We start from the raw sequence: 17391 nt of genomic DNA on the forward strand, positions 1-17391 counted from the left end.
TTAGGCGTTTGCTTAGGGCCAGATTCTAGCATCCTTCGCCGATGAAATATCGCAGCTTGCCCCGACTATGGTTCGCTTAGGGGCTGCCAGTGGGGAGCACCCTCTGAGTCGCCAAAGGGTGCCAGCAGTCTTTGCAGGTCGCCGCGCGGCAGGATCAGGCGCAGTTCGCAGTCACCGTTTTCACGATAGCTTTCCGCCTGTACGGCGCCGACCTCATAAAGTTGAGCACGCAGCCGCGACTGGTGTGCCGGCAGTACCAGAGTGCCGGACACCAGCTGCTCCCCGACAAGTTCGGCGATAGCCTCAAGCAGCAGATCACAGCCCTCTCCGGTGGCCGCCGACAGCCACACGGCGCGGGGAATGCCCTGCCCATCGCGGTCGATCGCCGGACCCCGGTCCTGCAACAGGTCAATTTTGTTGTACACCACCAACTGCGGCAGCTCTCCCGCACCTATTTCGCCGAGGACGTTTTGCACCTGCTCCATCAGATGCAAGCGATCCTCGGCAGCCGCGTCGACCACATGCAGCAGTAGAGTGGCACTGGCTGCCTCTTCCAGGGTGGCACGAAAAGCCTCAACCAGCCGATGGGGCAAATGGGACACAAAACCCACCGTATCGGCCAGGATCGCGGTACCCACATTGGGCAGTTCGACCCGGCGCATAGTAGGATCCAGGGTGGCGAACAGCTGGTCGCGCACGTAAACACCGGCGCCGGTAAGACGATTGAACAGGGTAGACTTGCCGGCATTGGTATAGCCCACCAGGGATACAGTGACGACCTCGGCGCGGCGCCGCGCACGCCGCCCCTGGGCCCGCTGGCGACGCACCCTCTCCAGCCTTTTCTCGATGGAATCAATACGTGCGCGCAACAGGCGGCGGTCCGTTTCCAGCTGGGTTTCACCGGGCCCGCGCAGGCCTATGCCACCTTTTTGCCGCTCCAGGTGTGTCCACCCGCGCACCAGGCGGGTGGCCATATGGCGCAACTGCGCCAGCTCAACCTGGAGCTTGCCTTCATGGGTGCGGGCCCGCTGGGCAAAGATATCCAGAATCAGACCGGTGCGGTCCAACACCCGGCAGCGCAGTTCGCGCTCTATATTGCGCTCCTGGCTGGGGGACAGGGTGTGGTCGAAAATGACCAGCTCTGCGCCATGCTCCTTCACCGCTCGCTGGATCTCGTCCAGCTTGCCCCGGCCGACGAACGTCTTGGGGGCCGGCGCGGCGCGCTGACCAAAGATGAAAGCCACTGGATCGGCGCCGGCAGACAGCGCCAGCTCCTCAAATTCTCGGGGGTCGCCCGGGCTGTCGATGGCGGACAGTTGCAGGTGCACCAGTACCGCCAGCTCACCGGATTCAGGTCGGTCAAAAAACAAGAAGTACTCTCTCGAACAGGCTCAATACGCCGGATACCCGCAGGTGCCAGGGACGCGGGGGTATAGCGTGGCGGACAAAACCCGCAGACGCCCCCGGAGCAAACCGCCGGCACCCCGTCATTCCGGGGCGCCGGTCACTGGATGGGACAGTGCTCAGCCGAAAGATTCTCGCTCGCCACCTTCGCCCTCGGCACCGCCGGCCTGAGCGGCCGGATTCAGCAGCGGCAGGCGCACTGCCCGGGACGGCACTACCGTAGATATCGCGTGCTTGTACACCATCTGGCTGACAGTGTTTTTCAGCAGAACCACGAACTGGTCAAACGATTCGATCTGTCCTTGAAGTTTGATACCGTTTACCAGGTAAATTGAAACAGGTATACGCTCTTTGCGCAGTACGTTGAGATAAGGGTCTTGTAAGCTATGCCCTTTTGACATGTTTTTCTCCTTGTCAAAAGCTAGAAGCGATATGCAGGCCGCAATCGCGTCCGCGAATGCCGCGAACTAAAAAACGGTTACGGTTGAATACACGCATAAAAAAGAGCCGGGCATGACCGGACTCTGCGAATGAACTGACTGAACCGGCCTGTCTTTTTGCAGCCCAACCACGTTATGGATGCTCAGCTGAGAAATTTCAAGGCCTCCGCCAAGATTTCGTCATTTTTGCGCACCCGGCCATCCTCTTTCTGTATGTAAATACGCACCAGATCCGGCCAGCGTCGCAGCCAGGTGAGCTGGCGCTTGGCCAGTTGCCTGGTGGCGGCGATTCCCGCCTGCAGCATCTGGTCGCGGCTCAGCCGCCCCTCCAGAAATTGCCACACCTGCCGATATCCGACCGAGCGGATTGCGGGCAGTTCCTCGCACAGGTCGCCGCGATCGCGCAGGGACGTCACTTCGGCGACAAAACCGCGCTCCAGCATTTGCTGGAACCGGCTCTCGATGCGGGCGTGCAACAGCTCTCTGTCCCGGGGCAACAGCGCCAACTGGCGCAGGTTGAAGCTGTCCCTTACGCCACCCTGGGCCTGTCGCCGGCGCAACACCGAAAGTGGCTGACCCGTGAGCCTGAACACCTCCAGGCCCCGCTCGATACGCGCCGAGTGGTTGGGGTGCAACTGCGCCGCCAGTTCGGGATCGATCCGCTGCAGCTCCCGGTGCAGTGCCGGCCAGCCCTCGCGCTGTGCACGCGCCTCTATCTCGGCGCGCAGGGCCGGATCCGCCGGCGGCAGCTCCGCCATACCCTCCAGTAGAGCGCGAAAATAGAGCATGGTTCCGCCAACCAGCAGCGGCGTCTTGCCCGCGGCGACCACTTCGCCCATGGCCGCCAGCGCATCGCGGCGAAAACGTCCGGCGGAGTAGGCTTCGGCAGGGTCACAGATATCGATCAGCCGGTGGGGGTGGCGCGCCAGCTCCGCGGGCGTCGGCTTGGCGGACCCGATATCGAGCCCCCGATACACCAGTGTCGAGTCGACGCTGATCAGCTCCAGGGGCAGCCGCTCACAGAGCGCCATAGCCAAATCCGTCTTGCCGCAGGCTGTGGGGCCCAGCAGGAAAAACGCGCGCGGTTTTTCTTTCTCACTGCACTCATTCACACTGCATCGCCAGTTACCGACCACGCAAAAACCACTTGTCCACCTCTGCCAGTTTGATCTGGGTCCAGGTGGGGCGGCCGTGGTTGCACTGGCCACTGCGCTCCGTGTTTTCCATATCCCGCAGCAGTGCGTTCATTTCCGGCACTGTGAGCCGGCGGTTGGCGCGCACCGAACCGTGGCAGGCCATGGTGGCGAGAATCTGGTTGATGCGCTCACCGATACGGTCGCTGCCGCCCTGGGCCAGCAAATCGGCCAGCACGTCGCGCACCAGCTGCTCCACTTCGGCGCTGTGCAGTACTGTGGGCACCTGGCGCACCAGCAGACTTTCCGGCCCCGCACGCTGCAAGACGAAACCCAGCGCGACAAACTCCTCGCTGCGCTCCTCGAAACAGTCCGCCTCGCGCTGACTCACAGCCAGGGTGACCGGCACCAGCAGTGGCTGGGCCTGAATGCCGCCAGCGGCGTGGGCCTTTTTCATCTGCTCGTAGACGATGCGCTCATGGGCGGCGTGCATGTCCACCACAATCAATCCTGAAGCATTTTGCGCCAGGATATAGATACCGTGCAACTGGGCCAGGGCGAACCCCAATGGTGGCACCTCTCCAGCCTCCCCCCGCTCCGGCAGCGTTTGCTCCGCAACCGGAGCTTGTGCCGGCGCCAGTGCACTGACCGGCACCCCCGCTGTTTCGCCCTCCGGTCGATGCAGGGCGCCATAGGTCTGCATCTGCTCCCGCAGCCGTTGCGGGGAGGGCCGGGGGGTCAGCGGCATAGTTTGCTGAGCAACGGTTACCCCCCTGTCCCCATCGACGCCAGCTTCCGGCTGCTGGACTTCAGTCTGCCCCGGTCGCACCTCGGCGAGGGCGCGCTGCAGACTGCCAAACAGAAAATCATGTACCAACCTGCTGTCGCGAAAGCGCACCTCGTGCTTGGTGGGGTGTACGTTCACATCCACGGCTGCCGGGTCCAGTTCCAGGTAGAGTACAAATGCGGGGTGACGACCGTGATACAGGACATCTGCAAATGCCCGCCGCACTGCGTGGCTGACAACCTTGTCGCGAATGGCGCGGCCGTTGACATAGAAAAACTGCAGGTCCGCCTGGGAGCGCGAAAAGGCCGGCTCGGCCACCCAGCCCCACAAGCGCAGTCCGTTGCGCTCCACATCCAGGTGCAGCGCATTTTGCATGAATGCCGGACCGCACACCTGGGCCACACGCCGCTCCATTTCCACCCGTCCACTACCTGCACGCAGGTTGTGCACGCCCTTACCGTTGTGGCGCAAGTTGATGGAGACATCGAAGCGCGACAGTGCCAACCGCCTGATAACCTCATCAATGCGGTTGAATTCCGTCTTTTCGGTGCGCAGGAACTTGCGCCGCGCCGGGGTATTGAAAAACAGGTCCCGCACATCGACGCTGGTGCCCTGGGGATGGGCAATCGGTGCAAGCTGCGGTCGCATGTCCCGACCCTCGGCACCCACCTGCCAACCCTTGCCACTGTCGTCGCGGCTGCTGGCCAGGGTCAGCCGCGCCACCGATGAGATGCTGGCGAGGGCCTCGCCGCGAAAACCCAGCGTAGCCACCGCCTCCAGATCCTCCAACACATGGATTTTGGAAGTGGCGTGCCGTTCCAGTGCCAACGCCAAGTCCTCGCGCTCTATGCCCTGGCCGTTATCACGCACCTTGATCCGCTTGACGCCGCCACTCTCCACCTCCACCTCCAGGCGCGAGGCCCCGGCGTCGAGACTGTTTTCCAGCAGTTCCTTGACCACTGATGCGGGGCGCTCCACCACTTCGCCGGCGGCGATCTGGTTGGCGAGGCGGGGGGATAATTGCTCGATTCTGTCGCGCATAGGCTGGATACGTCCTGTGCTCTTCCAATGCCGGCCGATGGCTGGCCGCCACCTCCGGGCGGTGCCTGGCACCACCTCAGCCGGAGGGGATAGTCAGCGTCTGTCCCACACGGATCACCGAGCTGTCGATGCCGTTTAATTCTTTCAATGCCGCCACCGACACCTTGTAACGCAGGGCGATACCGCTCAGGGTGTCCCCGCGGGCGATGGTGTGGCGCCGCGAGCGGGAAGCCGGGTTGGCAGCCAGCCAGGTGCCGGCGGGCGGGTGGCTGACAAAGTAGGACACTATACCCTCACTGATTTTTTCTGCCAGCCGGCGCTGGAACTTGAGATCGCGCAGGCGACTGGCCTCCTGCGGATTGGTGATAAATCCGGTCTCCACCAGAATGGACGGCACATCCGGGGACTTCAGCACTGCGAAGTTGGCCTGTTCCACACGCTTCTTGTGCAGGTGGGTTAGGGTTCCCAGCTGCCCCAGCACACTGCTTCCTATGTCGAGACTGGCATTGATCGAGGCCGTCATGGACAGGTCCAGCAGCACCCCCGCCAGCGTATCGTCTTTATCCCCCAGATTGAGATTGCCGACACCACCGATCAGGTCGGACTCGTTTTCCCGCTGGGCCAAAAACCGGGCCGTCTCGCTGGTGGCGCCCCGCGACGACAGTGCATAGACACCCGCGCCACGCGCGCTTTTGCGGATAAAGGCGTCGGCATGAATGGAAACAAACAGATCGGCGCGCAGCTGCCGGCCTTTGTTGACCCTCTCCCGGTGGGGTACATAGTAGTCACCACCGCGCACCAGTTTGGCGGAAAAGCCGGGTCGGGCATCGATGAATTTCCGCAGCTGGCGGCTGATGGCGAGCACTACGTCCTTTTCCTTCAGGCCCCCTGGACCCAGCGCACCCGGATCCTCTCCGCCGTGCCCCGCATCGATGGCGATGACGATGGCGCGCTCGCGGCTTACCTGCTGCAGTGAGATTTCCTCACTTTGTGCCCGGTCGTACAGGTCGATCACCAGGCGGTCGGGAAGATTCTGGTGACGGCGCAGGGCAAAACTGCGCGGATTGACCTGCTGCTTCAGGTCCAGCACCACGCGCAGATCCTTCTCGTTGTGGCGGGCATAGCGCAGCCGCTCGATCGGGGTTCCCTCCAGTTCCAACCCGTCCAGCTGGGCCCGAAGGCGGGTGTTGTTCACATCGACGACAACGCGGTCCGGACCTCGCAAAGTAAACAGCTGGTGCTCGGCGGGAGCAGTCAGATCGAACACCAGGCGGGTGTGATCCGGCGCCCTCCACAGACGCACCCCCTGAACCTCCGCCGCCATCGCCGGGAGGGCCAGGACAAGGGCAACGCTCAGCCCGCACAACTGCTTCCACACCTTCTTCATTACAGTGCCAAAACTCCTGTTGTCGTTAGTGCCTCTTCCCTGATCCGCATAAACCGCTTCCCGTCGGCGGCCTTCAACAGTTTGTTGAAAAAACTAAGCGGCCCCTCTCAACCCGGATTTGCGGCCCATGCCCGCTAAGCCCCCACAACACATCAAACGGTTACATGCCGGATTTACCGCGCGGGGATTGCGGCCCCAGCAAGTGGGCCAGTGCTGCGATCACTTTACTGCCGGAGCTGGAATTGGCCTCCAGACACAGCTGTCGACCACTATCGAGGACTCCCAGTTCAACATCGATATCCGCCCGCGGCAGCACACCTTCACCTCGCTCTGGCCACTCCACAAGGCTGAGACTCCCAGGTGCCAGATAGTCCCGCACCCCCATGAATTCCAGTTCCTCCGCATCCCCTAAACGGTAGAGATCGAAATGGAAAACGCGCAGGGCGCCAAACTCATAGGGTTCCACCAGGGTGTAGGTGGGGCTTTTTACTGCCCCGGCATGGCCACAGGCCCGCAGAACACCGCGACAAAGGGTGGTTTTACCGGCTCCCAACTGCCCCCGTAGAAAGATTGCCAGTCCCCGCTGCAGACCCACCGCCAGGCAAGCGCGTCCCAGCGCCTCGCCGGCGCCCAGGGTGGCCTCTTCGTCCACCAGAGTGAATTGCAGTTCGGTCGGCATTTCAGTCCACCAGCCTGCGCACCCAGGGCAACAAATCGGTGGCCAGCAAACCCCGCCGGCCGTCCTGACCTGCCCGGTCACCGGCCGCGCCGTGCAGCCAGACCCCCAGACGGGCCGCCTGCAACAACGACATACGCTGGGCGACCAGGCCCGCGATAATGCCGGTAAGCAGATCCCCCATACCACCGGAGGCCATCCCGGGGTTGCCGCTGTTAAGGAGATCCACGCCTTTGTCGTGGGCGATCAGAGTGCCCACGCCCTTAAGTATCACCACGCCGCTGAACTTGCGCTGAATCGCGCTGACCGCGGCAATGGGGTCCGCCAGCACTTCCGCCGCATCACAGCCAATCAGCCGTGCGGCCTCTCCCGCATGGGGGGTCAGTATCCAGTCGTCCCGGCGCATACCCGCCAGCACCCGGCCGGCGGCGAGAATATTCAGTGCATCGGCATCCAGCACCACCGGCGCCTGAGCGCGGGCGGCCCGCGCCAGTAGTTGCTCCCCCCAGGGCGCACGCCCGAGCCCGGGTCCCACAGCGATTACACTGGGCCCCTGTAGCAGCGGCTCCAGTTCCTGGCCGGAGACCACCGGGTGCACCATCACCTCCGGGCAGCGGGTCAACGCCGCCGGCAGATGCTGAGGCCGTGTGGCCAGCGATACCAGACCCGCTCCGGTGCGGGCCGCGGACTCGGCCGCCATCACCGCCGCACCGCCAAAGCCGCTGTCACCACCGACCACCAGCACATGGCCGAATTGATGCTTGTAACTGTCCCGGGCGCGCTCCGGCAACCGAGGCACACTGGTGTCACCGTAGCGAAGAGCCAGGGGCACAGCGTCCGCATATACCTGTTCCGGCGCACCCAGGGCATTGAACACCACTTCACCGGCACAGGCGGCACCGCGACCACAGTAGAGGCCGAATTTGCGCCCGATAAAGGTCACAGTCGCGTCCGCCTGCACGGCGGCATCCGCGTGACCCGTGTCGGACTCCACCCCGGAGGGAATGTCCACCGCCAACACAGGCCCACAGGATTTGTTTACATGCTCCACTGCCAGTGCGTAGCGCTCCCGCAGCGGGCCCCGGAAGCCAGTGCCCAGCAAGGCGTCAACGGTGACGGTGTCGGCATCGGCATCGGCATCGGCATCGGCATCGGCAGTATCCATCTGCGCCAGGGAGGAAACGATTTTCACACCCTCCTGCCGCGCGAATTGGTACGCGAGATGTGCATCCCCGGCCAGTTCCTGCGGATCGGAGCAGGCGTAGACGGTGACGGGCAGCTGCTGTTGCGCGGCCAAGCCGGCCACTACATAGCCGTCACCGCCGTTATTGCCACCGCCACAAAACACCTGGATGCGCTTGGTGCCGCACCAGCGCCGCCGCAGCTCGGTAAAAACTGCCCGCCCGGCACGCTTCATCAACACCAGGGAAGCTATACCCAAGGCGTTGGTCACGCGCTGATCGAGTTGGCGCACGGTGGCGGCGCTGTACAGGGGCCGAGGGCTGTTCATGCGACTCCGACAGTATGGTCAAAATTTAAACTGTGGCAAAATGCGCAGGAGAAAACTTCCCTCTGCGCGGCGTGTGGAAAGTATAACGCTCCCGGCGCGCAATTTGTTCCACCTCACACGGCGGGCGCTGCGCCGGCAGTCCCTAACTGAATGCAATTCACCGATGTCCACAAGTGAAGCACTGCTCGCCGAGTTGGCGGGACTGATAAAGATCTGGGGACGCGAACTCGGCTTCCAGCAGATCGGCATTACCGATTGCCACCTGGAAGAGCATGGCGAACGGCTCACCGCCTGGCTGCGCGCCGGCCATCACGGGACCATGGAGTGGATGGCCGCACACGGAGAAAAGCGCTGGCGCCCGGGATTGCTGGAGCCAAACACGCTGAGGGTGATCAGTGCAAGCCTGGACTATCTGCCACCGGACACAGCGCCGGTGCGCATACTCAAGGATTCCAGCAAGGCCTATGTCTCCCGCTACGCAACCGGGCGCGACTACCACAAGCTGATCCGCAAGCGCCTGGCGCACCTGGCACAGAAAATAGAGCTTTTTTGCAATGCGCGGGGACTCCACTGTAGCGGTCGCGCCTTCACCGACAGTGCGCCGGTGATGGAACGCGCCCTGGCGGAAAAGGCCGGCCTGGGCTGGATCGGGAAAAACTGCATGGTGCTGAGCGAAAACGCCGGCTCCTGGTTTTTTCTCGGGGAGGTATACACCAGCCTCGCACTCCCGGTGGATGACAAGCCACAGCGCAATCAATGCGGCGACTGCACCGCCTGCCTGAAGGTGTGCCCCACCGATGCCTTTGTCGGTCCCTACCAGTTGGATGCACGTCGCTGCATTTCCTATCTGACCATCGAAAACCTCGGCCCTATACCCGAGGAATTTCGCGAGCCCATGGGCAACCGGGTGTTCGGCTGCGACGACTGCCAGATCATCTGCCCCTGGAACAGATTTGCCAAACCCACTGCCGAGACCGATTTTCACCCCCGCCACGGGCTGGACAACGGCGAGCTGTCGCAGCTGTTCCGCTGGGACGAAGAGGAATTTCTGCGCAAAACTGCCGGCTCCGCCATCCGCCGCATCGGCTATGAGCGTTGGCGGCGAAATCTGGCGGTGGCAATAGGCAACTCCGAACCCGGCCCGGAAGTGATTGGACTGCTTGAACAGGCGCTGCCCAGCGCCAGTGCGCTGGTAGCGGAACACATCCGCTGGGCGCTGGCCAGGTTGCGCAGCGGAAGGCACCGCAAACGCAAGCTTCGGCGCCCGCAATAAGAGGGGCCTCTACAGGCGGAAGAAATGCTCCCGGTAGTGGCGCAGCTCGTTGATGGAATCGCGGATATCTTCCAGCGCGAGGTGGCAACTCTGCTTCTGCACACCTTCCAGCACATCGGGACGCCAGCGCCGCGCCAGCTCTTTCACCGAACTTACATCCAGATTGCGGTAGTGAAAATAGCGCTCCAGCGCCGGCATATATTTGACCAGAAAGCGCCGGTCCTGACCGATGGAGTTGCCGCACATGGGAGAGGCTCCCTCCGGCACCCACTGGCGCAGGAATTCCAGCGTTTCGCGCTCCGCCTCGCGCTCATCCAATCGCGACTCGCGCACCCGTGTCACCAGCCCGGAACCACCATGCTGCTCCGTATTCCAGTCGTCCATGGCGTTGAGCAGTGTATCGCTTTGGTGTATCGCCAGGACCGGGCCCTCGGCCAGAATGTTGAGGTTGGAGTCTGTCACTATGGTGGCGATTTCGATGATGCGCTCGGCCTCGGGATCCAGTCCTGTCATTTCCAGGTCGATCCAGATCAAATTATTCTGCTCCACAAGACCTCCTCGATAACTCCGCGCAAGGTACCGCATTGACCGGGCGATGCAAGCTATAATCCGCGGCGTGTCAGCCCCGGTCCCCCAAATGAGCAAACGCAAACTCAGCCGGCGTCAGTTGTGGCGCATCGACAAAATCCAGCAGGAGCGGGAGGAGAGGGCGCGCCGGAGCGCCCAGCGGGCAGAGGGTGCGCTGCAGGAGGGCCATCTGGGCACTGAGCGGACCGGCCTTGTGATCGCCAACTATGGCACCCAGGTACTTGTGGAGGCCAGCGATGACCGCACGCTGCGTCAGCGCTGCCATCTGCGCGCCAATATCGACCCACTGGTGACCGGCGACCGGGTCGCCTGGCGGCCTGCGGTGGACGGGGCTGCCGGAAGTCTAGGGGTAGTCGGCGCACGGTTGCAGCGCCACTCCGAATTGCAGCGGCCGGATCGCTACGGCGACCTGAAAACGGTGGCGGCCAATATCGATCGCATCGCCATCGTGATTGCCCCCCGTCCGCAACCTTTTGCCAATGCCATCGACCGCTATCTGGTGGCAGCCGAAGCCACTGGCATCAAACCAATCTTGCTGCTCAATAAAATCGATTTGATTGACCACCAAAACCGGGAGGCACTGGCGGAGATTCTGCAACCCTACCCGCAACTGGGCTATCCGGTGATACGTCTTTCCACCAAGACCGGGGAAGGGCTGCCGCAGTTGTTGCGCACCCTCGCTCAAGGCACCAGTGTTTTTGTCGGCCAGTCCGGGGTGGGCAAATCCTCCCTGGTCAACGCCCTGCTGCCGGATGCGGGAGCGCGCATCGGCGCTCTTTCCCAGGCCACCCTCAAAGGCACTCACACAACCACTGCGGCGGAACTGTTCCACCTGCCGGGCGGTGGGGATCTGATAGACTCTCCGGGCATTCGGGAATTCGGCCTGTGGCACATGAGCGAGCAATCGCTGCTGGAGGGCTTTGTGGAGTTTCGCCCCTTTATCGGCCGCTGCCGTTTTCGCGATTGCCGGCATCAGGACGAGCCCGGCTGTGCCATCGCCGAGGCGTTGCAGCGCGGTGCCATCAGCCAGCGCCGTATGAACAGCTTCCTGCATCTGCGCAACAGCTTGCAGCGGCAAAATTAACGCACCAGTAAACAGCATACCCGGTGTGGCGACGGCCGCCATACCTGCTAACGGGCCGCTTTAACAACCATTGGATTGCAGAGGGATTCCCTTGTCACAGTCACTGCCTTTGATTCTCGAGCCACAGCAGCTGGCGGGCCTGCTCGATCGCGAGGATTTGCTGCTGGTGGATCTGAGTGGCCCTGAAACTTATGCCCACGGCCATATTCCCGGTGCCGTGCACCTGCCGTTTCAGGCACTGATGGCCGGCACACCGCCGGCACCCGGCAAACTGCCCAGTGTAGAGCGACTGACGGAGTTATTCCGCAGCCTCGGTTTGCGCCCGCAACACCATGTGGTGGCATTTGACGATGAGGGGGGCGGCTGGGCCGGCCGCTTTCTGTGGACACTGGAGGTAATCGGTCACCGGCACTACAGCTACCTGAACGGCGGCACCTGCGCCTGGCTGGGGGAGAATCTGCCCCTGTCCCGGGAAGCCACCATTCCGCCCCCGAGCGATATCGACATCGAGATTGACACAGCCATCCCCGCCACTGCCGAAGAGATACTACAGCAGTTGGGAGATCCACAATTTTCAGTCTGGGACGCCCGTTCACCACAGGAATACTGCGGCGAGAAAGTGCTGGCCCTGAGAGGCGGGCACATCCCCGGCGCCGTCAACTGCGAGTGGACGCAGCTGATGGACCCCAAGCGGCACCGGCGCATCCGCAGGGATGCGCGCCAGCTGCTGGCACAATTGGGGCTCACCGGTGAGCAGAAAATTGTGACCCATTGCCAGAGTCACCATCGTTCCGGCTTTACCTGGCTGGTGGGCAAATCCCTCGGCTTCGACATCCGCGCCTACCCCGGCTCATGGAGCGAGTGGGGTAACCTGCCCGAAACCCCGGTGGAAAAGTAACTCCTGTAAACCAAAGTAAAAAAACTATGCACCCGAAATTGTTCTGCTCCCTGCAATACCTCACACCACAGCGCGCCTTGTCCCGCGCTGCCGGTGTGCTGGCGGAAACCCGCCTCAAGTGGATCAAGGATCCATTTACCCGCTGGTTTGTACAGAAATACGACGTGAATATGGAAGAAGCGCTGGAGCAGGACTGCACCGCCTACGGAACTTTCAACGATTTTTTCACCCGCGCCCTCAAGCCGGAAGCCCGCCCCATCGCCGGTGGCGAGGATACCCTGGTGTGCCCAGCGGACGGTAGTATCAGCCAGTTGGGGGAAATTCATAACGGCCGTATCTTCCAGGCCAAGGGCCGCGATTACAGTCTGCTGGAACTGGTGGGGGGAGATCCGGAAACCGCTGCCCGGTTTACCGGGGGCAGCTTTGCCACAGTGTATCTGTCGCCAAAGGATTACCACCGGGTCCATATGCCGCTCGCCGGCAGACTGCAAGCGATGGTCCATGTACCGGGCCAGTTGTTTTCCGTCAACACGACCACCGCGGAAAACGTGCCGCGACTGTTTGCCCGCAACGAGCGTGTGGTGTGCCTGTTCGATACCAGCGCCGGCCCCATGGCCGTGATCCTCGTCGGGGCCATGATCGTCGCCAGTATCGAGACGGTATGGGCGGGGCTGGTTACCCCCTACAGGCGGCGTATCCGCACCACCCACTATGGGCAAAAGGATCAGGTTCGGCTGGAGAGGGGCGAAGAACTGGGCCGTTTCCGGCTGGGCTCCACAGTGATTTTGTTACTGGGGGCGGACAGGGTCCGCTGGCTGGAAGCTCTGCAGGCGGAAAGCCCGGTGCGCATGGGCCAGGCATTTGGAGAGCTGGACTGACATCGGCCACTCTTTGTGTTGACGGGGTTCTAAATCAGATTCGCAGCCGGTTGATTGGCGGTGGAGGGCTTGCGGATACGGCCGCAAGCCCGGGCTGAGAAAAGCTAGGGAGGGCCTTTTCGGCAACCGGTTAGCCGCGGCTGCCGCTACGGGAAGGTCTAAAGATCCGGCCCAACAGCGATGGCAGTTGCCGCCGGCTAAACAAATAGCTGTCCCGCACTGCCGCAACATCCACACTCGCGTAGAGGTCCGGTGTCACACTCTGTACTATCCTGATCTTGTCGTCGACACTCAAACTGCCCCGGTCGATGAGCTTTTGCTTGGCGTCATCGTCCGCCGCCATATCGAACAGTCGCGCCTTGGGCAGTGGCTGCTTATCGCTGTCCAACACCACCATCACCTTTGGCTTTAAGCGGCGCTCATAGCTCTGTTCCACCACCACGCCAATTTCCCCTGTTGAGAGTTCCACCTGAGTGCCAGTGGGATACAGCCCGATGGCCTGTATAAACTCCACCACCAGTTGCTCCTGAAAGGCGCTGTCGCGGAGGTCATACAGCCGGGCGACCGCTGTGGAGGGTGCCACCGGAACCCTTGCGTCGCGGGGATTGGTGACTTCATCGTAAAAAGTAACTATGCCGCACATGCGCGCCAGCACTGGTATCTTGTCCCCCCGCAAGCCGCGCGGATAGCCGCTGCCATCGTGCCGCTCGCGATGGGCGCGGACAATATCGGTGACCTGTGGATCCAGCTGTGTATCCGCCGACAACAATTGCGCACTCAGCTCGACAAACTTGCGGTATTCCAGTTCGCCACGGGGGTCGCTCCGGTCTGTGGCGACGGATTCCTGCGGCAGACAGGTGAGACCCACGTCTTTCAACAGCGCGGCTGTAGCCAGTCGCACCAGGTCCTGGTGGCGCAGACCTATGTGGCGCCCGAACAGCATGGCCCAGATACTCGCCCGGATGGAGTGGCTGTATGTGTGCGCGTCCCTGTCCCGCACCCGTGCCAGCCAGGCAGCGGCATCGGGACTGCGCAGAACACTGTCCACCAGTGACTCCGCATTGCGTCTGATCTCAACCAGGGGCAGGGGGCGGCCAGTCTTGAGTTGCGCCGAGAGATTCCGCATAGCGGTGTCTAGCTCACCGTACAGGCGGCGCGCTCTGTGTGCCTCCCGGCGCACGGGTGACGGTAGCGGATGGGCCTGATGGGACACCTGCACCGGACGGCAGGGAATGGCGATGGCCCGCTTGCGGCCCGCGGCCCCAGAGCCTGCTCGAGAGCCAGAGGCACTGACCATGCGGCGCAACGTTAGACCGACGTCGCCGGTGGTTTTCACTACATCGACATAAACGTAACGGCAATATTTCTGCAGCTGGCGAATGTCCGCTAGGTCCCGGATATAAAAGCCCTGCAGCGCAAAGGGTGTCCGCGTCCATGGGCGATCCAGGCGGGAGACAAACATCCCCCGCTGCAGATCGTCCACATGTACCTTTGCTTGCTCAGTTGCCACGGTGAAAAATACCGCTGCCTCAATTATCGCTGACCGATGCTGATAGTAAGCCCGAAGCGCAAAACGCGCATAGAGCTACCCACTATCGCTTCTTTAAAAAGGGATTCTAGCGCCTGCTAGGCGAAACACTTGTGATGTGTGTCACGAAAAATCACCCGTCGGCATATCTCAGCCGTGAAATGGCGGCGACAGCTCGTGTACCGCCTCGATCATAGCGCCGGCGTGTCTCGGGTCCACACCGGGGGTAATGCCGTGGCCCAGGTTGAACACGTGCCCCGGGCCCGCACCGAACGACTCCAGCAGTGTCGCCACTTCCGCGCGTATGCGCTCGGGCTGGGCATAGAGCACCGCCGGATCGAGATTACCCTGCAAGGCGACACGGTCACCCACCCGCGCACGGGCACTGCCGATATTGGTGGTCCAGTCCAGCCCCAGGGCATCGGCACCGCTGTCTGCCATCGCCTCCAGCCACTGGCCACCACCTTTGGTGAACAGAATCACCGGTACCGGCCGTCCTTCGGCCTCCCTGATCAGGCCACTGACGATACGCGACATATACTGCAGGGAGAATTCCCGGTAGGCAGCATGACTGAGAACCCCGCCCCAGGTATCAAAGATCTGTACCGCCTGGGCGCCCGCGCGAATTTGAGCGTTGAGATAATCGGTGACGGAAGCCGCCAACACCCCCAACAAGTGGTGCATCAACTCCGGTTTGTCGTACAGCATCTGCTTGCTGCGCGCGAAATCGCGGCTGGAGCCCCCCTCGATCATATAGGTGGCCAGGGTCCAGGGACTGCCGGAAAAGCCGATCAAGGGTACCCGGCCGTGCAGTTCTCGGCGAATGGTGGCGACGGCGTTCATCACATAGTCCAGCTGCCGCTCACTGTCGACTACTTGCAGCGCCTCAATATCTGCCGCGCTGCGCAGTGGCCGGTGAAACTTGGGCCCCTCGCCTTCTTCAAAGTAGAGCCCCAGGCCCATGGCATCCGGGATGGTCAATATGTCGGAAAACAGTATCGCGGCATCGAGCGGGTAACGCTCCAGCGGCTGCAGGGTCACCTCGCAGGCCAGTTGGGGGTTGCGGCACAGGTCCATAAAACTCCCGGCACGGGCGCGGGAGGCGCGGTACTCCGGCAGATAGCGCCCTGCCTGGCGCATCATCCACACAGGGGTACGGTCGACGGGCTGGCGCATCAGTGCGCGCAGCAATCGGTCGTTTTTTAATTCCGGGGATTTGTTGGGGGACATGGATACAACAGCCGTTTGCAAGGAGGCGCTATTGTAGCCGGGCGGCGCTCGCGGGGACAGGGCGCACCCGGTGCGGGCGGCGCCCGAGGAAAATATCGCCGCTACTTACACCTGCAGATAGTCGAGAATGCCCTCCGCCGCCTGGCGCCCCTCCCAGATAGCGGTCACCACCAGGTCGGAACCCCGCACCATATCCCCACCGGCAAACACCTTGGGGTTGCTGGTCTGAAACTTGAACGCCTGTTCTTCCGGCGCTATGACGCCACCCCAGTCGGCAACCTCTATGTGGTGGTCGGCGAACCAATCCGCCGGACTGGGGCGAAAACCAAACGCGACCAATACCCTGTCAGCGGGAATAATTTCCTCGGAATCGGGCACCACCTGTGGGCGCCGCCGGCCCTGTTCATCCGGCTCACCCAGCCGCGTGGTCACCACCTTGACCCCAGTGACGCCGCCAGCTGCACCACCACCGATAATTTCCACCGGCTGGCGGTTGAATAGGAACCTGACCCCTTCCTCCCGGGCGTTGACCACCTCGCGGCGGGACCCCGGCATATTTTCCTCGTCACGGCGATAGACACAGGTGACGCTGCTGGCCCGCTGGCGAATGGAGGTGCGGTTACAGTCCATGGCAGTGTCGCCTCCCCCCAGCACCACCACTCGCTGGCCTTCGACCGAGATAAATTCCCCGGAATTCTTCTCCCAGCCCATGTTGCGATTGACGTTGGCCACCAGGAACGGTAGCGCATCGTAAACACCGGGCAGTTCCTCGCCGGGGAAGCCACCCTTCATGTAATCGTAGGTGCCCATACCCATAAACACGGCATCGTAATCACCCAGAAGCTGGCCAAAGCTGATGTCTCTGCCGATCTCAGTATTCAGGCGGAATTCAATACCCATCTCGGTAAAAATCTCGCGGCGCTTTTGCATCACCGACTTTTCCAGTTTGAATTCGGGGATACCGAAGGTGAGCAGGCCACCGATCTCCGGATATTTATCGAACACCACGGGCTGCACGCCATTGCGCACCAGCACATCGGCACAGCCCAGGCCCGCCGGGCCCGCACCTACCACGGCCACACGCCGGCCGGTTTTTTTCACGTGGCTCAGATCCGGTCGCCAGCCCAGGGCAAAGGCGGTATCGGTGATGTACTTTTCCGCGCTGCCGATAGTGACGGCACCGAAACCATCGTTCAGCGTGCAGGCGCCCTCACACAGGCGGTCCTGGGGACAGACGCGGCCACACACTTCCGGCAGGGTATTGGTGTGATGGCAGAGTTCGGCCGCCTCCATAACATTGCCGTCGGTGACCAGGCGCAGCCAGTTGGGAATGTAATTGTGCACCGGGCATTTCCATTCGCAATAGGGATTGCCGCAGTCCAGACAGCGGTGGGCCTGACTGGCTACCTGGCGCTCGCTGTAGGGCCGGTATATCTCCACGAACTCGTTGGTGCGCGTGATGATGTCTTTTTTCGCCGGATCTATCCGATCCAGATCCACAAACTGAAAATCGTTGTTGAGTCGCTGAGTCATG

General features: G+C 62.2%; 15 protein-coding genes. 4 read left to right on the top strand and 11 right to left on the bottom strand.

The window, feature by feature from the left end; genetic code table 11:
• Positions 1-65: 65 nt before the first annotated feature.
• The 7 genes from hflX to ABVT36_RS03930 form a co-directional block, all read right to left on the bottom strand.
• Positions 66-1370 (bottom strand): ribosome rescue GTPase HflX, encoded by a 1305-nt coding sequence (hflX, locus tag ABVT36_RS03900; RefSeq protein WP_368455362.1) that lies wholly within the window; start codon positions 1368-1370, stop codon positions 66-68.
• A 153-nt stretch (positions 1371-1523) separates the two neighbouring features.
• Positions 1524-1805, bottom strand: coding sequence for an RNA chaperone Hfq (hfq, locus tag ABVT36_RS03905; protein ID WP_367149981.1), 282 nt, complete (start codon positions 1803-1805; stop codon positions 1524-1526).
• Positions 1806-1987: 182 nt separating this feature from the next.
• A complete protein-coding gene (gene miaA, locus ABVT36_RS03910; protein WP_367149982.1) occupies positions 1988-2956 on the bottom strand; it encodes a tRNA (adenosine(37)-N6)-dimethylallyltransferase MiaA in 969 nt (322 codons plus the stop codon).
• A gap of 13 nt (positions 2957-2969) precedes the next feature.
• Positions 2970-4805: a DNA mismatch repair endonuclease MutL gene (gene mutL / locus ABVT36_RS03915; RefSeq protein WP_368455363.1), complete on the bottom strand. Its 1836-nt coding sequence runs from the start codon at positions 4803-4805 to the stop codon at positions 2970-2972.
• A gap of 76 nt (positions 4806-4881) precedes the next feature.
• Complete coding sequence (locus tag ABVT36_RS03920) at positions 4882-6192, bottom strand: N-acetylmuramoyl-L-alanine amidase (RefSeq protein ID WP_368455364.1); 1311 nt, start codon at positions 6190-6192, stop codon at positions 4882-4884.
• A gap of 160 nt (positions 6193-6352) precedes the next feature.
• A complete protein-coding gene (tsaE, locus tag ABVT36_RS03925) occupies positions 6353-6871 on the bottom strand; it encodes a tRNA (adenosine(37)-N6)-threonylcarbamoyltransferase complex ATPase subunit type 1 TsaE (RefSeq protein WP_368455365.1) in 519 nt (172 codons plus the stop codon).
• A 1-nt stretch (position 6872) separates the two neighbouring features.
• A complete protein-coding gene (locus ABVT36_RS03930) occupies positions 6873-8378 on the bottom strand; it encodes an NAD(P)H-hydrate dehydratase (protein WP_368455366.1) in 1506 nt (501 codons plus the stop codon).
• Between the two features lie 163 nt (positions 8379-8541).
• Between ABVT36_RS03930 and queG the strand changes: the two genes are divergently transcribed.
• Entirely contained in the window at positions 8542-9651 is a 1110-nt protein-coding gene (gene queG, locus ABVT36_RS03935; protein WP_368455367.1) for a tRNA epoxyqueuosine(34) reductase QueG, read from the top strand.
• Between the two features lie 9 nt (positions 9652-9660).
• Here the strand turns inward: queG and orn are convergent, their stop codons facing one another.
• Positions 9661-10236, bottom strand: coding sequence for an oligoribonuclease (gene orn / locus ABVT36_RS03940; protein WP_368455368.1), 576 nt, complete (start codon positions 10234-10236; stop codon positions 9661-9663).
• 52 nt (positions 10237-10288) lie between these two features.
• On the opposite strand from orn, the gene rsgA reads away from it, so the two are divergent.
• The 3 genes from rsgA (at position 10289) to asd (ending at position 13099) form a co-directional block, all read left to right on the top strand.
• Complete coding sequence (gene rsgA, locus ABVT36_RS03945; protein ID WP_368455369.1) at positions 10289-11323, top strand: small ribosomal subunit biogenesis GTPase RsgA; 1035 nt, start codon at positions 10289-10291, stop codon at positions 11321-11323.
• A 103-nt stretch (positions 11324-11426) separates the two neighbouring features.
• Positions 11427-12221, top strand: coding sequence for a sulfurtransferase (locus ABVT36_RS03950; RefSeq protein WP_368455448.1), 795 nt, complete (start codon positions 11427-11429; stop codon positions 12219-12221).
• A gap of 26 nt (positions 12222-12247) precedes the next feature.
• The gene (gene asd / locus ABVT36_RS03955; protein WP_368455370.1) at positions 12248-13099 is read left to right on the top strand and encodes an archaetidylserine decarboxylase; all 852 of its coding nucleotides are present in this window, start codon (positions 12248-12250) and stop codon (positions 13097-13099) included.
• A 130-nt stretch (positions 13100-13229) separates the two neighbouring features.
• On the opposite strand, the gene ABVT36_RS03960 is transcribed toward asd, so the two are convergent.
• From ABVT36_RS03960 to ABVT36_RS03970, 3 genes are all read right to left on the bottom strand, one after another.
• Positions 13230-14609 carry an HD-GYP domain-containing protein gene (locus tag ABVT36_RS03960; protein ID WP_368455371.1) on the bottom strand — a complete coding sequence of 460 codons (1380 nt, stop codon included), beginning with the start codon at positions 14607-14609 and terminating at the stop codon, positions 13230-13232.
• A 168-nt stretch (positions 14610-14777) separates the two neighbouring features.
• Entirely contained in the window at positions 14778-15857 is a 1080-nt protein-coding gene (gene hemE, locus ABVT36_RS03965) for a uroporphyrinogen decarboxylase (protein WP_368455372.1), read from the bottom strand.
• Between the two features lie 105 nt (positions 15858-15962).
• Positions 15963-17390 (bottom strand): FAD-dependent oxidoreductase, encoded by a 1428-nt coding sequence (locus ABVT36_RS03970; RefSeq protein ID WP_368455373.1) that lies wholly within the window; start codon positions 17388-17390, stop codon positions 15963-15965.
• Position 17391 lies beyond the last annotated feature (1 nt).

The organism is Microbulbifer sp. TYP-18, assembly GCF_040932045.1.
Taxonomy (GTDB): Bacteria; Pseudomonadota; Gammaproteobacteria; order Pseudomonadales; family Cellvibrionaceae; genus Microbulbifer.

Coding starts and splice junctions, on each gene's coding strand:
- hfq (WP_367149981.1), bottom strand. CDS start 1,805: ATGTCAAAAGGGCATAGCTTACAAGACCCTTATCTCAACGTACTGCGC.
- mutL (WP_368455363.1), bottom strand. CDS start 4,805: ATGCGCGACAGAATCGAGCAATTATCCCCCCGCCTCGCCAACCAGATC.
- ABVT36_RS03920 (WP_368455364.1), bottom strand. CDS start 6,192: ATGAAGAAGGTGTGGAAGCAGTTGTGCGGGCTGAGCGTTGCCCTTGTC.
- tsaE (WP_368455365.1), bottom strand. CDS start 6,871: ATGCCGACCGAACTGCAATTCACTCTGGTGGACGAAGAGGCCACCCTG.
- ABVT36_RS03930 (WP_368455366.1), bottom strand. CDS start 8,378: ATGAACAGCCCTCGGCCCCTGTACAGCGCCGCCACCGTGCGCCAACTC.
- queG (WP_368455367.1), top strand. CDS start 8,542: ATGTCCACAAGTGAAGCACTGCTCGCCGAGTTGGCGGGACTGATAAAG.
- orn (WP_368455368.1), bottom strand. CDS start 10,236: ATGCGGTACCTTGCGCGGAGTTATCGAGGAGGTCTTGTGGAGCAGAAT.
- rsgA (WP_368455369.1), top strand. CDS start 10,289: ATGAGCAAACGCAAACTCAGCCGGCGTCAGTTGTGGCGCATCGACAAA.
- asd (WP_368455370.1), top strand. CDS start 12,248: ATGCACCCGAAATTGTTCTGCTCCCTGCAATACCTCACACCACAGCGC.
- hemE (WP_368455372.1), bottom strand. CDS start 15,857: ATGTCCCCCAACAAATCCCCGGAATTAAAAAACGACCGATTGCTGCGC.
- ABVT36_RS03970 (WP_368455373.1), bottom strand. CDS start 17,390: ATGACTCAGCGACTCAACAACGATTTTCAGTTTGTGGATCTGGATCGG.